13 protein-coding genes, 1 tRNA gene and 1 pseudogene are annotated in these 20,251 nt (G+C 37.1%); 7 read left to right on the plus strand and 8 right to left on the minus strand.

From position 1 onward, the window contains the following. On the plus strand, window positions 1-783 hold a 783-nt coding region (locus QM524_RS25660; RefSeq protein ID WP_283346863.1), incomplete at its 5' end, for a transposase. A 61-nt stretch (window positions 784-844) separates the two neighbouring features. On the opposite strand, the gene QM524_RS25665 is transcribed toward QM524_RS25660, so the two are convergent. Further along, on the minus strand, window positions 845-3,295 hold the full coding sequence (locus tag QM524_RS25665) for a TonB-dependent receptor (RefSeq protein WP_283346864.1): 2,451 nt from the start codon (window positions 3,293-3,295) through the stop codon (window positions 845-847). A 301-nt stretch (window positions 3,296-3,596) separates the two neighbouring features. On the opposite strand from QM524_RS25665, the gene QM524_RS25670 reads away from it, so the two are divergent. Then, the gene (locus tag QM524_RS25670) at window positions 3,597-4,247 is read left to right on the plus strand and encodes a TrmH family RNA methyltransferase (protein WP_283346865.1); all 651 of its coding nucleotides are present in this window, start codon (window positions 3,597-3,599) and stop codon (window positions 4,245-4,247) included. A gap of 210 nt (window positions 4,248-4,457) precedes the next feature. On the opposite strand, the gene QM524_RS25675 is transcribed toward QM524_RS25670, so the two are convergent. Beyond that, on the minus strand, window positions 4,458-5,165 hold the full coding sequence (locus QM524_RS25675) for a hypothetical protein (protein WP_283346866.1): 708 nt from the start codon (window positions 5,163-5,165) through the stop codon (window positions 4,458-4,460). Window positions 5,166-5,506: 341 nt separating this feature from the next. Between QM524_RS25675 and QM524_RS25680 the strand changes: the two genes are divergently transcribed. Together QM524_RS25680 and QM524_RS25685 are read left to right on the plus strand one after the other, a co-directional pair. Beyond that, window positions 5,507-5,797, plus strand: a complete 291-nt coding sequence (locus tag QM524_RS25680) for a hypothetical protein (RefSeq protein WP_283346867.1) — start codon at window positions 5,507-5,509, stop codon at window positions 5,795-5,797. A 498-nt stretch (window positions 5,798-6,295) separates the two neighbouring features. Next, on the plus strand, window positions 6,296-6,865 hold the full coding sequence (locus tag QM524_RS25685; RefSeq protein ID WP_283346868.1) for a hypothetical protein: 570 nt from the start codon (window positions 6,296-6,298) through the stop codon (window positions 6,863-6,865). 297 nt (window positions 6,866-7,162) lie between these two features. Here QM524_RS25685 and QM524_RS25690 read toward each other — a convergent pair whose 3' ends face one another. The 3 genes from QM524_RS25690 to QM524_RS25700 form a co-directional block, all read right to left on the minus strand. Beyond that, entirely contained in the window at window positions 7,163-8,023 is an 861-nt protein-coding gene (locus QM524_RS25690; protein ID WP_283346869.1) for a hypothetical protein, read from the minus strand. Between the two features lie 87 nt (window positions 8,024-8,110). Continuing rightward, window positions 8,111-8,872 (minus strand): hypothetical protein, encoded by a 762-nt coding sequence (locus QM524_RS25695; protein WP_283346870.1) that lies wholly within the window; start codon window positions 8,870-8,872, stop codon window positions 8,111-8,113. Between the two features lie 877 nt (window positions 8,873-9,749). After that, window positions 9,750-12,263, minus strand: a complete 2,514-nt coding sequence (locus QM524_RS25700; RefSeq protein ID WP_283346871.1) for a M14 family metallopeptidase — start codon at window positions 12,261-12,263, stop codon at window positions 9,750-9,752. A gap of 393 nt (window positions 12,264-12,656) precedes the next feature. Here QM524_RS25700 and QM524_RS25705 point away from each other — a divergent pair. The 3 genes and pseudogenes from QM524_RS25705 to QM524_RS26055 all read left to right on the plus strand — a co-directional run bounded on the left by QM524_RS25705 (window position 12,657) and on the right by QM524_RS26055 (window position 14,804). After that, a tRNA-Glu gene (locus QM524_RS25705) sits at window positions 12,657-12,728 on the plus strand. Window positions 12,729-13,035: 307 nt separating this feature from the next. After that, window positions 13,036-13,218: a hypothetical protein gene (locus QM524_RS25710; protein WP_283346872.1), complete on the plus strand. Its 183-nt coding sequence runs from the start codon at window positions 13,036-13,038 to the stop codon at window positions 13,216-13,218. A 412-nt stretch (window positions 13,219-13,630) separates the two neighbouring features. Beyond that, window positions 13,631-14,804: pseudogene (locus QM524_RS26055) on the plus strand (IS3 family transposase). A gap of 1,197 nt (window positions 14,805-16,001) precedes the next feature. Here QM524_RS26055 and QM524_RS25725 read toward each other — a convergent pair. The 3 genes from QM524_RS25725 to QM524_RS25735 form a co-directional block, all read right to left on the minus strand. Then, complete coding sequence (locus tag QM524_RS25725; RefSeq protein ID WP_283346875.1) at window positions 16,002-16,676, minus strand: hypothetical protein; 675 nt, start codon at window positions 16,674-16,676, stop codon at window positions 16,002-16,004. A gap of 55 nt (window positions 16,677-16,731) precedes the next feature. Further along, a complete protein-coding gene (locus QM524_RS25730; RefSeq protein ID WP_283346876.1) occupies window positions 16,732-19,710 on the minus strand; it encodes a beta strand repeat-containing protein in 2,979 nt (992 codons plus the stop codon). A gap of 22 nt (window positions 19,711-19,732) precedes the next feature. Further along, a partial coding sequence (locus tag QM524_RS25735) for a hypothetical protein (RefSeq protein WP_283346877.1) occupies window positions 19,733-20,251 on the minus strand: 519 nt, incomplete at its 5' end.

The raw sequence follows: 20,251 nt of genomic DNA on the forward strand, positions 1-20,251 counted from the left end.
TCTGTAAGTGTATGTCAGATGAGTTGGTGGACTACCAGAGGTAAATACAAGGAATATGGTCGAAACATTATGTTTGGGATGCTAGAAAAACTACAAAAACAAGTAGGAAAAGGCATCCTGCATGTGCTTGACCGTGGTTATGCTAATGAGTGGACCATCGAGTGGTTTACGCACTTCCAACAAGATTTCCTAGTTAGATGGAAGAAGAATCATTTACTTATACACTCAACTAAAGGTAAAAAGCAAACCCATCTTCTAGCTCGCTCTTTTAAAGCCAGAAGTAAAAAAATTGCTCTCGATTCTCAGAGAAAGATTCTCAAGAGCATTTCTATTGCTTGGGCTCAAGTACAACACCCTAGTTTTGAAGACATTAACTTATCGTTAGTAATAGTGAGAGATACCAAAAACTATCAGTCACCACTATATTTACTAACCTCATTGCCTGTAGAATCAGCTAAGGATGCTTGGGAAATATGTCATAGCTACATGCACCGATGGAATATTGAACAGGCGTTTAGATTCGCCAAAACTGAGCTAGCTATTGAATCTCCAAGGTTATGGTTTTTCGAGAATACCCTCAAATTATTAGCCATCGTCACACTTATTTACGACTTCTTGATGAAACTCATCAGGAATTGGCCATCTATTATCAAGATAATCATCAATCAATTTGCTCATAGAACAGGAAATCGGTGCCAAAATGCTTTGACACCGATTTATCGATTGAGAACGGCCATCCAAAACATGCTATGGTGCTACTTCGCACAACAAAATTCGGGATGACTCATGTTTTTGATACTAAAATTTGTGATAAAAATAATCCTTAAATTACAGATTCGACAAATTAAAATCTATAGTTTACCGTCAACGCTAATTGGCGTGGTGCAATTGGGTTGATACTATAACGATCGTGAACAATATAGTTCATTTCGTTAAATATGTTCGAAACTTTTCCTAAAACAGATACTTTGCTAAAGCTATATCCTACCGAGAAATCAACAGTTGCAAAACCAGATAAAGGAATCAACGCATTGTATGAACTCAATGCGGTAGTCGTATTATTCAAGCCTCCATTCAGACCTACTACGTTGTTGTTACCTGCAAAACGACTTCCAGTGTAAAAGGCAGATAAGCCAAGTTTCACGCCTTTCAACTTAGTATTATCAAAAGTATAGAAAATCGAACCATTGGCTGTACTTCTTGGACTTCTGATAAGTTGCTCCCCTTCTACTTGTGAACCAACTGCTCCTGTAGTGTTCGTATAGCGCATATAGTTATATCCGTAACCAAGCAAGAAGTAAAAGTTTTTTGACAAAACACCATTGAAATCTACTTCAAAACCATCACTTGTTGTTTCGCCTGATAACTCTCTTATACTTGTATTGGTATTTGGATTGCCATTTTTATCAAAAAGTGCTGTTTGAGCAAAATTGCTATTGATGATTTTATACACACTTACGTTAGCTGACAATTTACCGTCCAAAAACTCATTTTTCACGCCAATTTCATAGTTGTCGATAATCGAAGGCTTAAGGTTGTCACCATTGATATCGGTACCAGTATTAATCGTAAAGCTATTGCTGTATGATGAATAGATCGAAGTTGTTTTCAATGGTTGATAAATCAAGGCTAATTTTGGAGAAAAAGCACCATCTGATTTATCCGCAGTAGCACCACGACGCTCAACATTTTTCTCAAGGTTCAAGATAGTTGATTGAAACGCTGTTTGATACGAATATCTCAAACCTGCTAAAACTTTAAATTTAGAAGTAATTGTTAGCAAATCCTGAACATAAACACCATAGCGATTCTGTGGAGTTGTTGTACGAGCCGTATCCGCAATCGTTGGGATGTCGGTACGTGCTACATATTTTGAAAAATCGAAGATATTGATTTTGTCATAAGCTGTACCTACTACACCTGCCGCTGAGGTAAATTTAAAACTATGGCTCACGTTAGAAATTCTCAAGAAGTCAGCACCCACCAATAACTGATGACTTAGCGCACCTGTCTTAAAACCGCCATTCAAATTCACTTGAGCAGTATAATCCCTCTCACTTGTGTGAACGGCACTCAATGTACGTGTATAATCACCGTTCGTAGCAATCGCAGTTGGAACACCTACACCAAAGCCCTTAACCTCTGTATTTTGAATCGAACCAATAGCTGTTAATTTCCAATTTGCATCAAATTTGTGATTGATAGTCAAATAACTTGACGTTTGCTCGGTATTATTGTATGCCCAGCTAGTATTGATAAAACGATTGCGAGGAGCATCTGGCAACTCAGTAATGGTAATTCTACTATTTGGTGTACCTACACCAGCATCTGGAACAATATTACTTTTCAAATAATCTACCTGTAGCAAAACATCCGTTTTGTCATTAATTTTATATAGCAAAGATGGTGTAACGTAAGTTCTATCAGTCTTTACAACATCACGATAGCTTTTTGCATTTTCGTAAGTTCCTACTACTCTGAATGCAAGGTTTTTACTAATCGGACCATACACGTCAAGCGTTGGTTTGTATTGATTATAGCTTCCAAAAAGCATAGATGCTTGTCCACCCCAGTCGAAACGAGGTTTTTTAGTAACCATATTGATAATCAAACCACCTGACACATTACCATACAATAAAGCAGAGCTACCTTTCATTACTTCTACCGATTCTAGCGTGCTAGCATCAGGGAAACCCATTGTATTACTGATAGTTCCATTTTTGAAAATACTTCCTCCTGCTCCTGCAATACCTACACTGTATCCACGTGAAGAGAATGTTTCGGCAACACCACCACGCGTTTCAGTTTGTGACACCCCACTCACATTTTTTACGACATCACCAAGTCTAATAGCCTGCTGATCGGCAATAACTGTACTTGTTACTACCCCTGTACTCTGTGGTAAATCCAAAGGGCGAATATTGGCTTTGCCCAAAGAAGGAGTACGATTAGCAATATAGCTACCTGATACCACAATTTCTTTTATCATCTCAGAGCTTTCAAGCAATTCGAGTGAAAGGTTTAATGTTTTTCCCTCCTCAATTACCACCTTTTGCTCTAGTGTTTTGTATCCTACAAAAGAAGCAACCAATGTATAATTTCCACCTTTCAAATTAGAAATCGTAAACTTGCCTTGTTCATCTGAGCTCGTTCCTTTTTTACTTCCTTTTAATTGAACAGAGACAAAAGCTGCTGGTTGTCCGTCATTATTAGATACTTTACCGATAATCTGTCCAGTTTGAGCATAAATCATTTGCGAAAACAGACATAACATTAGTAAAAAAACACTCTTCATATAACTCATTTCATTATTGATATTTAGACTTATTTTAAATAGATGCACAAATGTAAAGGCAGGAATACTATTATACAAGCTTTTATTTAGAATAAATTAAAATAAGGTTAGAAATAGGATTTTTAGAAGATGTCTTTGTGAGAAGAAAAGAGAAAAATCATTAAATTGACGAAAGATTTACCTCAACGAAACTGAAGAGCAAGCCTAAACTTTTGTTGTACTATTGAAAACTTGTAAATTCACCTAAGATCAGGAATTCAATTTTCCTTCTTAGACAAAGCCCTATTCATCATTCTTAAAAATGGAAAACAATCAAGTAGAAAATCTGACCGCGACTGAAGCGCAAGTCAGTAAAGAGAAAAGCAGTTTACGAAAACGTGCTGACAAAATTAAAGAGTTTAGATGTAAGAATTTAATTGTAGTTCTCGAAGATCCTAAAGACCCCAATAACGTTGGAACAGTAATCAGAAACATCAATGCACTTGGTGCTGAAAAATTATACTTAATAGATAGTAGCAATTCATTACCGAATAACTGGGATGAGTTTAAAGAACGGAAATCCATCTTAGCCTCGTCTGTTTCGTCGGTTAAATGGACTTTTGTGAAGAAATTTAAAAGTACGGAGGATTGTTTAGCATATTTAGAGAAAAAGAATTTCACTTCTATTGTCACCTCCCCTCATGTGAAAGGTCGTACGAATGTCATCTTACATGAAGGTGATTACACCCAGAAAAAACTCGCGGTATGGTTCGGCAAAGAATCTATCGGGATTAGTGACTTGGCTTTAGAACGAAGTGAAGCCTGTATCAATATCGAAATGTTTGGGATTGTAGAGAGTCTAAACCTAGCAACATCGACAGGAATTGTTTTGTACGAAATCACCAAACAGAGAAGAGAGTTTGAGAAAAGAAGAAAATTAAAACAACAACTAAAGAGTATCAATAAGGTATAAAGATCGCCTTTGCCCTCTTTTAAGTAGCATTAAAAGAGGGCTTTAAAGTAGCCATAAGGAATAACAAATCGTAAAAACTAGCGCAATTATTAGCATATTGTGCCATACACTCCTCAATTAACTATAATTCATTTTTCATATAACTACTGACTCTTTTATTTCTCGAAATAATGTAACGTACGGATGTAAACTTTAAAATTTGAAGATGGGTTAATCAAATTGAATTTCCACAATAGGATATTCAACCCTGTAACCTGTAATATTTTGCTCTTTCAAATTACTGTATAATTTCTCTGATACGTATATCTCGTTGGTTAGAAATTGTGTCCCAAAAATATCAATGTCACTATTGAAATTTGAATTAAACACCAATTTGGTCGTATTTATCGCAGCCCCAGTTTCCGAGACGATATCTACATATTCAGAATAAGTATTGATTGTCGGATTGAAATCCTTGTCAATATATCGGCGATGAAACGAAAAATCATATTCACATTTTGAGAAATCAACATTTTGCTCCCCTGTGTCATAGTCAAAACAAAACCACCAATACCCATCTACAATTTCTCCCCCTTGATTGAATGTCACATCAAAAAAATGATAGTTAGGCAGTGTGGATTTTTCTAGGATATTTCTCAATTTAGTATTTACAAAAAATCCTCTAAAAAGCTTTCCTGGCTTGATAAAATCTGTAAGTTTTCCTCTTTTTTCCAAATCAACTTCATGCAAATTAGACCCAAACAATTGCCATTTACTCCATGTATTCCACCACATAGACTCTCTTTTTGAAAAAATAGAGCTGTAGCCTACATTCTTATTAAAAAAATCATCCGATAAATAGGAACTCCCCATTCCACCTTTCACCCCTACAATGGAAGGATCAATACTGTAATTAATAGTTCTGAATGGTATTTTCATCTAAAAGCATCGTTTAATGTAGGACAAATGATTGTTTTTAGGCATTATAAACCTCCTCTAAAGTTTACATAAATCTATCAATAAATCTAAAAATTCTGATTTGTGACTGTTTTATTCAATCGAAACTAAATTATTTGTCGATAATTCAAAGTTAATCTTTAGAAGCATTCAAGTTGTATGCGTAAAACCTTGTTTATCTGTCAAATATATCACCAATTATTATAGTTCTCTTTTAAATCTTTATTAATTTGGTGGTTTATTCTTGCAAAGAATCAATTAATTATTTTACATTTCAGTTATCATTTTCCCAATAAACAAAATTAACCAAACCTAGCATCACTATGGAATACACAGATGAGACTTTAAACACAAATGCACCTGAAACCAATGATATTGATGAACAAAAAATCATTAGTCTCAATAAATTTATTTTTTTATCAATTATTTCATTTGGCGCCTATGAAATATGGTGGATATATAAAGCATGGAAATTCTATCAACAAAAAGAAAATTTAGATATTATGCCTGCTGCAAGAGCATTATTTAGCATTTTTTTCTTGAATAGGCTGTTCAATAAAATACTTGATTTTGCGAAAGAAAGAGGATACAAGGAAAATTATTCTTCTGTCTAACTGTTCATCGGATTCATATTTTTTAATTTATTATCTGAATTACCTGACCCCTTTGGGATGATTGCATTGGTGAGTTTTATATTTCTTATTCCTCCCTTTAAAGCCTTGAACTATGCTAAACAAAATTCAACTGATTTTGTAGTTGTCGAGCAAACCTCCTTTAACGGACGACAAATTGGGCTAATAGTTGTTGGAATAATTTTTTGGATATTAATATTAGCTGGAGTAACAATATAGCAGAAATAATAACAACAAATAGTATGACGTAAATAGGAGTTTTCACGACTCATTTTTCTAAAACGCACATACAGATTATTATACAATCCCTCTTTTAAAGCGCTTTAAAAGAGGGATATTTATAATTGTATCATCATATCTTTAAACCTCTATATACTTAATTCCTTGTAATAAATCTCTCTCTCCCCTACTTCACGGTTGACACATTCAATTTTAATTCAAAAAAGAATATCTTTACAAATCCTTTAAAACCTTTTACTTATGAGAGAGTCACGACATTCATTACGTTTTATCACATTGTTTTTCTTGGTATTTATTACACTTTTAGGTTGTAAAGAAGCCAATAAAGTAAAAACTAAAAATTTTGACATTAAGGATGCCGAAATCCAAATGAACATTCCTCAAAGTTGGGAATTCGAGGCCATTGTTGGGCCAACAGATAGCTATACCAAGTATCATGGGCAGTTTAAAAGAACAGACCATGGTGGTTTTATCGATATTGAAACCAAGTTAAACCAATATTATACCCCTAAAAATAACGGCGAATCTGTTACAAGCAAAATGGTTATGGGGGAACTGATACAATCTATGAAGTCCGAAAGTGGATTGTACAAAGACCTAAAAATATTAGACGAGATTCATAATTCAGAACAAAGCATCATTATTTGTCGCTATATCTGGGGCAAAAAGGATGAATTAACTTTTTCATTACTGGCAGTATCAAGAGGAGAAGAACTGACTAAAATTATAAAAGTAGAGGCATGGGATCAGCTTAAGGAAGAGGAACAATTGGAGATTTTGAAAGAGGTGAAACGTAGTCTTAGGATGTGATGAGATACATATTCTACCTTCAATCTACTATGATGCAAGGTTGGCAAATAAGAATAAAGTAATTCTTTCAGCCAACCTTGCGTGAATACTCAGAAGTAGTATTTATTTGTTTTACTTAAAGCGTACAGTCTCTAAACTTAGGCGCACACTGCAATCAAGTATTAGTGCGGAATTAGAAAACATCAACTGTATTAATATATGTTTTTTTTCAGCCACTTACCTTTAAATTTGATGATAAATTATTGATAAATAAGTACTTACACTTCTAGTTTACAATTCATCATTCATCACTAATACCTATCCTTTTTTCACTTTAAACGAGTAAAGCAAAGAAAGATTTACATAAAATAGATTGGTACCGTTGCGCGAAACAACTTCGGTGTTGCCTGAAGTCGATACAACATTTTGGGGCATTACATATCCTGGAGTCGCTACCAAAAATATATTATTAAAGACCCATACTACTGGCATACTAAATTCATAACTCAATAGATTGAATATCTGTGTAGTTTGGGTTGTCGATTGGTTAGAAACTGGAATTCCTAAGAATTTATTGTTTCTGAAATATGTGTTTGTAAAACTTTGCGTGCCAGCATTGGCGACAGCCGTCGGCGTTACGACAAATACACTTTTCCCCGTCCTCATCACAATTGGATGTTCGAGTCCCGCACTGGCAAAAAAGTCAGTTTTATCTGAAAAGGCAGCGATACTGGTAAGATTTATATTGGCAATTTTGTTAAGATGAGAAAGGTTTAAACCAGCTTGTCCTTGTAAGGCAGACTGCACTAAGGTTTTATTTTGATAAAAGAATTTATCTGCATAAATACTCCCTGCAATACCTTGTCTTTTACCAAATTTATAACCGACTTCCGTTACGGTTGCCGCATACTCCAGTGGTTGGACTGTATTGGTCGTAAAAACTGTCGAGCCAGTCAAATACAATCCAAGACTATCAAATTGTACCAATACTGTCGGCATCAAAGCACTACTTTTAAGGTCATCTGTTCGACCATAGTAATGTAATTTGGGAGAGTAAGAAAGTCCGCTGATGATAGTTGCCACGGTTTTTTTAGGAGTCTCTGTTTCGGATTGCGCATGCAAAGCCTGATCAGTACCTAAAAATATGAAAAAAGCAGTAAGGATGATTATATGTTTCATGGCGAGATAAATTTAAGATGGGTTTGGCTTGATATTGGGTTAAACTACCACTCCCAGACCCGAGAGTGGTATTTTTAGGTAAGCAAATTAATGTTTTACAGCACTTGCACTTGAACTTACCGAGGTACTCGATTTAATAGAAGCATCCGTTTTTGTTTGAGAGGCTGACTTCACTTCTGAACCTACTTTAGATTTAGCATCGGTAGCCGCTTCAGACATCTTTGTCTTTGTTGTATTGATTGTACTCGCTCCTTTTTCCTTTGCCACTACCAGATTTTCTTTTAACAATGGTGTTGCATTTTCATTAGCATTGGCCTTACCAGTTTCGCTAGCGTTTGCGCTTGCCTGAGAGTTTACGTTACCATTACCATTGCTTGTACTCAAACCATTTGCCTTATTTACATTGAGGCTACCATCTGTTTCAACCGAAATATTGGCATCCACATCTACACTTGAACTATTTCTTGCATCTGATGCTGCGTTGGCGCTTTTGCTCGCACTTGCCTTCAAGGTAGACGCCGTAGAAGAAGCCACCTCTTTTGTAGCATTTACCGTGGTCGAAACTACATTTTTCGTAGCATTAGTGACATTACCAGTTGCTTTTGCCACAGATTGTGTTGTAGCTTGTACCGCAGAAGTAGCATTCGTACTAGCTCTTACCGCAGCAGAGCTACTAGCTGCTGCTTGAGTAGATACCTTGATGGCATTACTTGCAGCGTTGGTGCTAGCAACGGCACTACTTGTAGCTTTGATCGCATTGGTAGCAGAAGCTCCAATTTGGGCTGAGGCAACTTGAAAACTGAAGATTGCTAAAACAGCAGTCGATAATTTTAGGGCTTGCGTTTTCATAATGTTTTGAGTTTTATAGTTTAACGAATATTTAAACTGGATAAAGGGCTATCCAGCGTAAGGATGTTTTAGAAAGCTCATCAACTGAACTTCTACATCACTAACGACCATAAAACTGTTTTGGATTTACATGATTGAGTAAACGGAAAATCATCTCTTTTTATCAAAAAACACAGACACAAGCAACAAAACCAACTACAACAATTTGAATATCAAACAATTAATTTTCTATCTCAAATTTCAAATTAGACTATTTTAAGGTGTATTTAAGCTGATAGAAATGATTTTTAAGCTGAATTTAAGGTCATTTTAAGGCAGAAATTTTGTACAAATAGTCATAAAAAGAACAACTAACGCAGTTTTTTATAAGTGTAGTTGACAAATTGTGCTAAGGACAAACCTATTCCTATTCACCAACATATATCGAAATAAGAACAAACAAACTGTTTTCTTGACTTTTTTTCTTAAAATGAAATAACTGTTATTTAAGATGGTGCTTTAAGCTTTCAGGTAAAGGCTTTAGGCAGTAGGCTTTGGGAAAAATGCATGTCTGTGGTCATTAAAAACATTTTAACACTCTTTGCCTTGTAACTATTGCCTTGCCCCTAGAATAAAAGACTTAAATCTTATTCTGCACGAATACTTAGATTTACCATCTTTGATATCAATAATACCATTTCCAGAAAGATTCTACATTCCAACTTTCTTATTGAAAGAAGCTATCAAAAAACTTAGGGTTTATACAATCAAGGTCTAAAATAAAGAAATATAGCCTACTTGTTCGATAGGCTATACAATTACTTTATGTGCAACAAAAGAAAAAGCGCAAGAAGACAATCTCTCCTTGCGCCCCTTGGTGATTTTATGCTTTTAATTCTTAATTCCCTAAGACAAAAACAGCATTACCAAATAGCAACTTGCCATTTTGCCAGAAACCTCTAAATAATGGGTTGTTGGCAAGGTATACCACGTTACCGCGTCCCATTTCTTGAACGCCCCAAATCAAAGAATTTTTCAATTTCTCTTGTGCTTTCACACCAGCAAAACCAGCAATTAAATCTTTTGATTTAGTAACCCCTACATTCCAGCCATCATTTAGATATTGATAGGCAGCACCTTCCAACACCAAACTAAAGTAGGTATTTCCATAACCAAATGCCAAAGGATGCGTGGTATCCATTGTTACACGGTAAATACTACCAGGAGTCTCCTCTGAAATAGATTCGCGTTCAGCATTACCATAAATTTTTAATTTACTTTCGTCAGATTCTTTCTTTTTCTCATCCTCTTTTGCTTTCAATTCGAATCCTTCTTTTCCTGCCAAAGCTTTCAATGCATTTTCAATAGCGATAAGTCTACCACCATTGCGAACCCATTCTTTAATTTTTCCTAAGGCAGACTCATTCAAGATTCTGTTGTAGTTACCTCCAGGCAAAATCAGTACATCAAATTGAGAAAGATTAGTACTTCCTAAGGTATTTTCTGGCAATACAGTAATTGGGTATTGGATTTGTTGGTCGAAGAAATGCCAAACTTCACCAAACCCTGTTGTGCTAATACCTTCACCAGCTACAGTAGCAACTTTTGGCATTTTTAAGAAAACAACATTTTCAGAACCAAAATCAGATCCTTTTGTTGCCATACCAGTTGTTACAGCAGTAAGACCAACGCCTAATTTGGTAGCTTCCTCGGTCAAGATTTTTTCCAATTGAGCACCTAGACGTTCATTTCCTGTACGTGTAATCACTAGCGTTCCAGCAGGATACGTTTGTCCTTCTATCTCAAAAGATTTGGCAGCGCTACGAACTTTGATGCCTTTTTGCATAATTGCAGACAAGAATTTCAAGTCAGAAAATGACTGCCATCTTGCCAAATACGCATATGCATTTTCAGCCTTGGTAATTTTATTTTCAAAGTTTACTTTACCAGCTGGGTTCAAACGATCCTTCAAAGCATAAGCCTTCAAACCATAAGCATATGGCAATGACCATGAAGTAATGTCATAAGTCATTGAGTCTTCTACCATAGTTTTAGGTTCCATCAAAATCTTCAAGAACATAGAACGAGGTTGATAAAGGTTGAATACCACATCTTCAGCCTCTACCTTTACAAAACCTGCTTTATCATCATGGTAGCTATAGCCATTGGCCATATAGTCTTTTCCAGCAACACCATATTGGAAACCTTCTTTATCCAAGTAATTTAAAAACTCCTTTACACGAGCCTCTTCACCTTTTGTTTTAATCACATACGATTTATATGGACCAATAGGGTTTTTTGAGGTATTGTCGTGAAACTTGATAAATTCAGTCACAGCCTTATCAGCATTAGCTGAAATCGCATCCAAACAAGCAAAAGAAGTACTAAAGTGATGGTCAATTCTTTGTTTCAAAGTTAGCGTGTCACCATCACGTTTTACAATACCCAAGCCAGCACGACCCGACCCACCTTGTTCGTAGGTCATACCAAAGGCACCGTTGTAGGTAGGGTAAGTATCGCCATAAGAAGGATACAGCAAGTCAAAACGTTCTTTTGAAAAATATAACCAACCATTTTTATCAAAATCCTTTTTGTTGTAGTCTCCAATAATCTTTTGGAACTCACGTTGCCAAGCCGTAATATCTTCATGATAAGGCTTAGCCGCAGGAGAAAAATAATAAGGAGATTCTACGCCTTGCTCGTGGAAGTCAGCATGTAATTGTGGCATCCATTGGCGATACAAGGCCATTCTTTCTTGCGACTCTTTTTGAACTTGCCATGCCCAGTCACGGTTCAAGTCGAAGATATAGTGATTAAAACGACCTCCTGGCCAAGGTTCTTGATGTTCCCAAGCAGCAGCATTAGCATTGTATTTTGCTCCTACTTTTTGGTTATACCAGTTAGCATAACGGTCGTAGCCATCAGGGTTGATAGAAGGGTCAAGAATCACTACCGTATTTGCTAAAATCGCTTTGCTGCGCGCCGAATTTGGGTTCAATAATTCATGAATCACAAATGGTGCTGTATTGGTACCACATGACTCGTTACCATGTACATTGTAACTCATCCAAGCAATAGCTGGCTGTTTGCGAGTACTAGGTTTACCATCTAATAAGCCAATAGCTTTGAGGTTATTGGTACGAATTTCTTCCAAAGCAGCAAAATTTTCGGCAGAAGCTACAACAGCCGCAATGAGTGGACGACCTTCATTAGTAGAACCATATTGGATTAATTTTACTTGAGAAGGGTTTTGAGCAGCCACATATTCGTAATAGCTTACAACTTGATGATGTCTCAAAAAGCGGTCTCCTTTTTTAAATTTCAAATATTCCTCAGGCGACTGCAATTGAGCTTGCGAAGTAAAGCACAGCAGCAGGAACATCAGAAGGTTGATGAATGTAGTTTTTTGCATGATGTATAAGTTTACATGATAAGAAAGCTCAAATATAAGCAATAAGGGCGTTCGAGCAATCCAGAATTAGATGAGAGGAGGCGCTTCATGGCTAAAAAGCGGATATTTTAGGTGATTTTGGAAGAATCGAGAATTTTTCAAGCATATTTTTAGTCTACGAATCGTCTACCTAAGATTTTCTTAGAAAGAAAATAATCAAAAAAATGTCTCGCACCGACTAACTTATACTTTTGTTAATCAGGGAATTGTACAATATTTAAGTAGCAATAAGTGAAAAAAGATAAAAAAAATTATACTTTTTTGTAATAAATATTTGCATCGTACGCTTAAACCTACTAATTTTGCATCACGAAAAACGACAAGTTAACAGCTTTTAATTATTCGCCCCCACAAGGTCCGTTCGTCTAGGGGTTAGGACACGTCCCTTTCACGGATGAAACACGGGTTCGATTCCCGTACGGACTACACAGAAGTATTTCTTCTACTAATTTCAGCCATATAGTACCTTTCGTAATAGAGAGGTACTTTTTTTTGAGTTTACACCTAAGTACACTGATTTATAAATGATTAAGTGGAGCATAATTCATGTTTTTATCCATGTTTTTTTTCTATTCTCCATTATACACTTATTTATTCTCCAGCGCCCCCCTCCATTCTCCAAATTTGTTTTTCATGTGTTTTCATGAATTATGCTGTCTATGTCTCATCACTCTAAATTTTTCAGTGAAACAAATACATCTAAAACATGAATCTACACTTTAACTTTCTAGTTATGGAAATTCCCTTTTGCGAAGACGGCAAACAGCCAAATTTAAAAGGATTGGTAAACCTGAAAGTGGTAATTGCACTTGAAGGATATAAAACGCTATGGACTGCATCTGGAATTCAGGTGCCTAGCAATACCTTTGATACTCATTATCAGGTATGCACCAGTAAAAAATACTTAAATAGATAAATCAAGTCTTGAGTTTTATAACAATCGCTTAGTTAACATCAGAAAGAAATTCGAAGCTATAAAAAGCAGCTTCGAGTATGAAAGAATGGCCTACTCGCCAGAGGATATTATTCAACAATTTAAAAGCCCTATTGTTAAACCCATAACCTTTATAGCATTAATCGAAAAGACTCTCTCAGAACATTCAACACATTTGACACACAATACCATAAAGAGCCATAAATTATCTGCCGAAAATGTTAAAGAGTATTTAGCCTACTCTAATCAAACTACCATTCTTGCAGGACAGATAAATACAGATTTTCTCAGAAAGCTTGAAATTTATTTCTAAACCGTCTGTTGTAAGGTTCTCCAAAATAGTACGGATTAAAAGTTTAAAAAGTGTGATATTTTTTAACTTTAAGTAAGTATTATGAAAAGCAGCAAATTTAGTCCGACCGAAATTGCAAAGATTCTTAAGGAATTCGAATCTGGCAAGTCCTTAGACACCATTGTTCGGGAATATGGGGTCAGCAAGGTAACTTTTTATAAATGGCGTCAGCGTTACGGTGGCATGGAAGCTAGTGAACTCAAGAAGGTCAAACAACTTGAAGAAGAGAACGCCAAACTCAAGCGCATGTATGCAGAACTAGCCTTGGAGTTGGATATGGCAAAATATGTCATAGAAAAAAAGCTCTAAAGCCTTGTGTCAAGCCAGCACTTGTGCGAGAGTTGAAAGAACTCTATCCAAGAGGCATTAGCAAGGCATGCCGTATCTTCAAAACGAGCCGAAGTAGTTTAAGTTATCAATCCCTTAAGAACGATCAAGTGTTAATGGATGAATTATCACAATTGAGTAAGGATCATCCTCGTGAAGGCTTTTGGAAGTTTTACTACCGTATGCGCAATGCGGGTCATATCTTCAATCATAAGCGAGTGCATCGGGTGTATGTGCAGATGGGACTTTCTATTCGTAGAAAGGCTAAAAAACGCCTTGCAGCTAGGGTAAAAGAGCCCTTAGAAGTTCCACAGAGCTTTACTCATACTTGGAGCATAGACTTCATGAGTGATGTATTGAGCAACGGGCGTTCCTTCCGAAGCTTTAATGTGATAGATGATTACAATCGAGAAGTACTTTTCATAGAGACAGACTACTCGTTCAAGAGTAGTAGGGTGATTTATATTCTTCGCCATTTGGTGAACAAATATGGCAAGCTCACTAAGATTAGAATGGATAATGGGCCAGAATTTGTAGCAAAGCTAGCGCAAGAATGGAGTCAGATGAATGACATCGTTTTTCAAATATTCAACCAGGGAAACCAACACAAAATGCCTACATTGAGCGATTCAATCAAACTTACCGCAGACATGTATTAGATGCTTATGCATTTGATTCTTTGGAGGAAGTTCACCAAGAAACAGATCTATGGCTGAGGGATTATAATTTCGTTCGCCCGCATGTCTCTTTAGGTGGTATGAGCCCAGTAGATTATAGAATGAATAAACAGAACACCCTTCTTGGGCTTCGTTCCGCTACGCTACACTCAGCCCAAGAAGGGTTAAAACATAATCAAAACAACAAGATTATGTATATTTTCTTTAAATAGAGATATTAAAATACCTATCGTGAAAGAAAAGAGCTTATTGAATCTGTTCTTACTATTTCTCCTAGCACCGATTATTTTTATAGTCTTTTTGGTAATGAACTCTAAGAGAGCACAAGCAAATTTATGAAATTTACGTAATTCAATAACATTTTGCTTGAATCCTAAATAATGATACTTTTTGAGAAATGAATGATCTTAATTGCCCCCTATTTCTTTTGGTATAAGCTAAATTTTAATAAAAAAGGTATGAGAATTCTCATACCTTTTTTATTAAAATTTAGCTCTCTAAGTTGATAATGATAACTAGATAAGATTATTTCTATAATGTTGTGCATGAAATTGAATCTTCATTATTTTCAATTCAACTTCAATTAGTATATCACTTTTATACCGCCATGCAAAAAGCCCTACACTCTAATCTGAGTTTCACATCCACCATTATGTAAAACTCTAGTTAATAGGCTGAATAAAACTATTTTACCCACTGTAATTAGTGTTTATTTAAATTTAGTAACTATCTCAATTTATTCAATAATTCAAGTTTACATGATACATAAAAAGGTGACAAGTTACTTTTGTAAGTCTCTTGTTACTGTATTTAAAGCTATCATCTTATAATTAAGGATACTCCTTCTTCCTTTAAAACTTTTCATTTTAGTGAAACAAAACCTAATAGTATCATAGTAAACGAGGCTATTCGTAATGAATAGCCTCGTTTACTATAGTCAGTCTAGAAAATAATCCCCATTTATAAAATGTGGTTATTATACAAATGTTACTTGATAAAATCTTTTAAGTTAAGCTATCAAAGATTCTACTATTTTAATACAGTACGTTCTACCCCGCCATGAAATATATTGTACTGTATGTTGCTCTAATTTTTACGCCCGCCTAGCGCAAAAATCATTGCTATAGTTGTGAAAAACTATTTACTAACCCAAGTAAATTATATTGTTAATAAAGTTAATAACTACCATTCATACACACCAAATTAAAGTTTTTATAATACAAACTATGGTGACAAAATACTTTTCTATTATTTTATCCTACAAAAAAATAGAGGTTAGCATATAATACACTAACCTCTTTCAACTAACTCCTAAGAATCTATTTCGCTCGCAACGAATTTCATCTATACTTCTATCTTTTGTATTTTTAAGTCCTCCTTAGGCTCAAATATCTTTATTTTACTCTGCTCTATCTTATTTTAGCTATTACCATTGGAACACATATCACAGGTGCGCACTCTGCAACACATACCACGTATGACAAGGGCATGATTCGACAAAAATCTGTACTCGGTAATGTTGTTATTTTTGTTCCAATTACTGCAGAGAGGGTTGTATTACACAATACATAATGGTTATACACTCCATTACTTAATCCTGAAAAGGTTGTGCCATTTTGTACTTGCTGGATTACTCCTCGACCATCTGTTAGTATATACTGAGGAGACAAACCTACTGAATTGGGCACTGTAACGCTATTGGTTGTCGTATTACAATCGCATATCGATAAATCAACTGCCGTACTCTTCAAACAGTGATCTATATCTCCCAGATTTTTCCCTATTTCTAGTGAGGGCAAACTCGTTTGTGTATTATCCCACGTTATTGCAACAGCTTTATAACTGCCAACGCCAACAGCATCTATGGTTCCTGAATTAACGACCGATTTATATCTGATAATATTGCCCCCATCCACTAATACAACATAACTTACGATATTCGCTCCTACACTTTGACCATTCAAGTTTAATTGGATTGTACCTGGTTTAAAATTGCAGCCCAAGGTTTGACCTAACATGGTATAACCACATATCATTAATAAAGATAATAACAGCAAGAAGCTTTTGGGAAAGTACTTTTTCATAACACTGTCTTCTGTAGTATGATAGAGAGGGAGCAAAACTCCCTCTCTTCTAGTCTTAGAATCCAAGTACCCCTGGATTAATATCTGTTGGACAGTTTACTGTTGTAGTGGTCTCATTTGATGGTTTTGGATTACCTCCGTTTGAACTTACAACCGCTGTATTCTTGAACACTCCACTGAAGTTGGCCTTCACATTGATGCTCAAACTTACACTTTGTCCTGCTGGTATTTGCGTTGATCCATTGTTGCTACAAGTCACCACTTGACCTACTGCACTACAAGTAAAGCCTCCTGTACTTGGGCCACTCACAAATTGTAAGCCTATCGGTAAGTTATCTGTCACAGTAATCGTTCCTGTTGTAGCTCCCGTTCCGCCATTGGCGATATTGAAACTATAAGCAAAGTTCGTGCCTACTGTTGCTACTACTGGTGCACTCTTCGTAATCGTCAAGTTTGCCTGTGGTAATGCATTAATAGTCGTTGGTACCTCGTTCGATGGTTTTGGTGTCGTTACTGGATCTCCACCACCTGTTACATAAGCCGTGTTCTTCACTGGTAAGCCCGATACTGGTGCCGTCGTTGGATTCACTGTCAATACTATCGTGCTACTACCATTAGCTGCTATCGAAGCTGTTGTTGTACAAGTCACTGCTTGACCCACTGCACTACAAGTCCAACCTGAACCACTGAATGTCACATAACTCAACTCACTTGGTAAGTTATCCGTTACGGTAATCGTTCCTGTGCTCGCAGCTAAACCTGTGTTGTTTACCGTCAAGGTATAGTTGAAATTCGTTCCTACTGTTGCCGTTGATGGTCCAGACTTCACTACTACCAAATTCGGTGTTGGTGGGTTTGTAATTACTGTTGTTACGCTATTTGAAGTTTCTGTGCTTGTGTCTCCACCGCCTACTACGCTACCTACGTTGGTGTAAGTGCCTGCTTGCGTTGGTTTCACCGTCAAACTCATCGAGCTACTACCACTCACTGCTATCACGCCACTGTTGGTACAAGTCACCAATTGACCTGTTGCACTACAGCTCCAGCCATTGCCACCACCACTCACAAACTGTAAGCCTGTTGGTAAGTTGTCTGTCACCGTAACTACTCCCGCTGTTGAGGCCGTTCCTGAGTTTGTTACTACCAACGTGTAATCATAGTTCGTATTCACAATTCCTGTTACAGGACCTGACTTACTAATCAATAAGTTTGGTTTTGGTGCTGGTGTAATATCCGTCGTCACTGGGTTCGATGGTTTTGGTGTCGTACTTGGATCTCCACCTCCTATCACACTTGCCGTATTCACTACTGATGAACCACTCGCCGCATCCAATGCCTTCACTGTCAAGGTCAATACATTACTACCATTTACAGCCACTACATTGCTCGTCATACAAGTCACTGTTTGACCTACTGCACTACAACTCCAACCTGCTCCACTAAAGCCTACATATTGTAAGTTTGTCGCTAAAACGTCCGTTACTGTTATCGTTCCACTCGTCGCTGCATTTCCTGTGTTGTTTACAGTCAAGGTATAATTGTAATTCGTGCCTACTGTCGCTGTTACTGGACCTGACTTCACAATCGAAATACTTGGTTTTGGTGTCGGGTTAATCGTAGTCGTTACTGGATTCGACGGTTTTGGACTCGTACTTGGGTCGCCACCACCACTCACATAAGCTGTGTTTATTGCTGGTGAGTTGGCAGCACTAACCGCTTGTACTGTCAAGATAATGTTTGAGTTGGCATTCACAATAATGGATGCATTACTCGTACATGTCACCAATTGTCCACTCGCACTACAACTCCATACACTACCTGTACTACTTGAACCTACGAAGGCAATACCTGTCGGTAGGTTATCGGTCACGGTGATTGTTCCACTTGTCCCCGCTGTACCATTGTTACTAACCGTTAGGGTATAATCAAAGTTGCTTCCTACTGTAACCGACGATGGACCTGCCTTCGCTATCACTAAGTTTGGTTTCGCTGGTTCATTAATCACGGTCGTCACTGGGTTCGATGGACGTTTAGCTACGATGTCTCCACCACCACTTACCCATGCTTTGTTCACCACAGTACCTGTCACTGAGCTCACTACTGTCAAGTTCAATGAGCTACTACCTCCTGCGGCAATGCCAGTCGTTGTGGTACAACTTACCAACACACGACCACCCGCTATTGTACTACTGCTACAACTCCATCCTGTTCCTGAGCCTGATACAAAACTCAAGCCTGCTGCCAAGGTATCGCTTACTACGGTTGTTCCAAATGTACTTGTAGTTCCGCTATTACTTACCGTTAAGGTGTAGTTATAGTTAGCTCCCTTTTCTGCTACACTTGGTCCTGATTTAACAATTGCTAACTCTGGTACACAAACTACATAACCTACTGCATTGGTAATATCTACACACGTTCCACTCACACCATTGATTGTTCCTCCTACGGTCAATCCTGAAACCGTACCTGTGTAACTTACACCATACACATTGTAAACACCATTGCCATTGTTACTAAAACTTGGACTATTCGAGATAGATAGGATTCTACCTTTTCCATCTGTTAAAACATAAACATCTGTCTGACCCGGTAAAGCAGTCTTCCCTGTTTGACCTACTGTGAATACGCCTGTCGCATTGTTACAGTCACATATCGAAATAGGTACTGCCACCGTCTTGCTACATGAACTCACGAGGTTGATATCGCCACCTACAGTCAAATTCGGTGAAACGCTATTGTTATACGTCACCGCTACCGCTTGGTAAGTATTCGCACTCACATTGGCGATGCTCATTACATTCACCGGTGACACATATTGGATTACACCAGACGAATTCGTCAATACTAACTGGGAACTCACATTTGAGCCTGTGGTTTGACCACTCAAACTCATCGTTACGGTGCCTGATTTGTAGTTACAAGCCTGTCCATAAGAACTTTCCCATAACATAAGCATAAGGAAGGCTACCCCTAAGCTTTTTCCATACCTTTGAAAAAAACCTAGAACTTTTTCTTGAATTATATAAGTCATCATATCTTTCTTGCTTGAGTTAGGGTTAAAGCTTACTTAGGACACCTGCACTAATACCACAGCCTACCGTCGTCGTATTGCTCGTTGCACTGTTGTTGCTAGTGTTGGTTTCTCCACCTCCTGAAACGATACCGCTAATTGCAATACCTCCTGTGGTTGTTGGGGTAACATTTAACGGAAAACTCACACTGCCACTCGCTGGAATATTCGGTGAACTATTCGTACATACGATAGTTGTTGGTCCTGCTACGGGGCCTGTCGGGCTACAGCTCCAACCGCTACCACCACCACTATTGAAAGTTAATCCTGTAGGAATACTAAAGCTCTCACTCACGCTACCTGTACTAGCTCCTGAACCTACGTTGTTTACCGTTACAGTATACACAAAAGGAGTACTTGGTGTACCTGTACTTGGTCCACTGATGCTAGTCGTTAGGTCTGATACCGGAGGCGTTGGACATACCGTCGCTGTACCATAATTGTCTTTATAGCTATCTGATAAGGCTCCACTTACACCACTCAAATATATGGAGTTAGCAGAATT

The sequence above is a fragment of the Flectobacillus roseus genome (genome assembly GCF_030056595.1).
Lineage (GTDB): Bacteria > Bacteroidota > Bacteroidia > Cytophagales > Spirosomataceae > Flectobacillus > Flectobacillus roseus.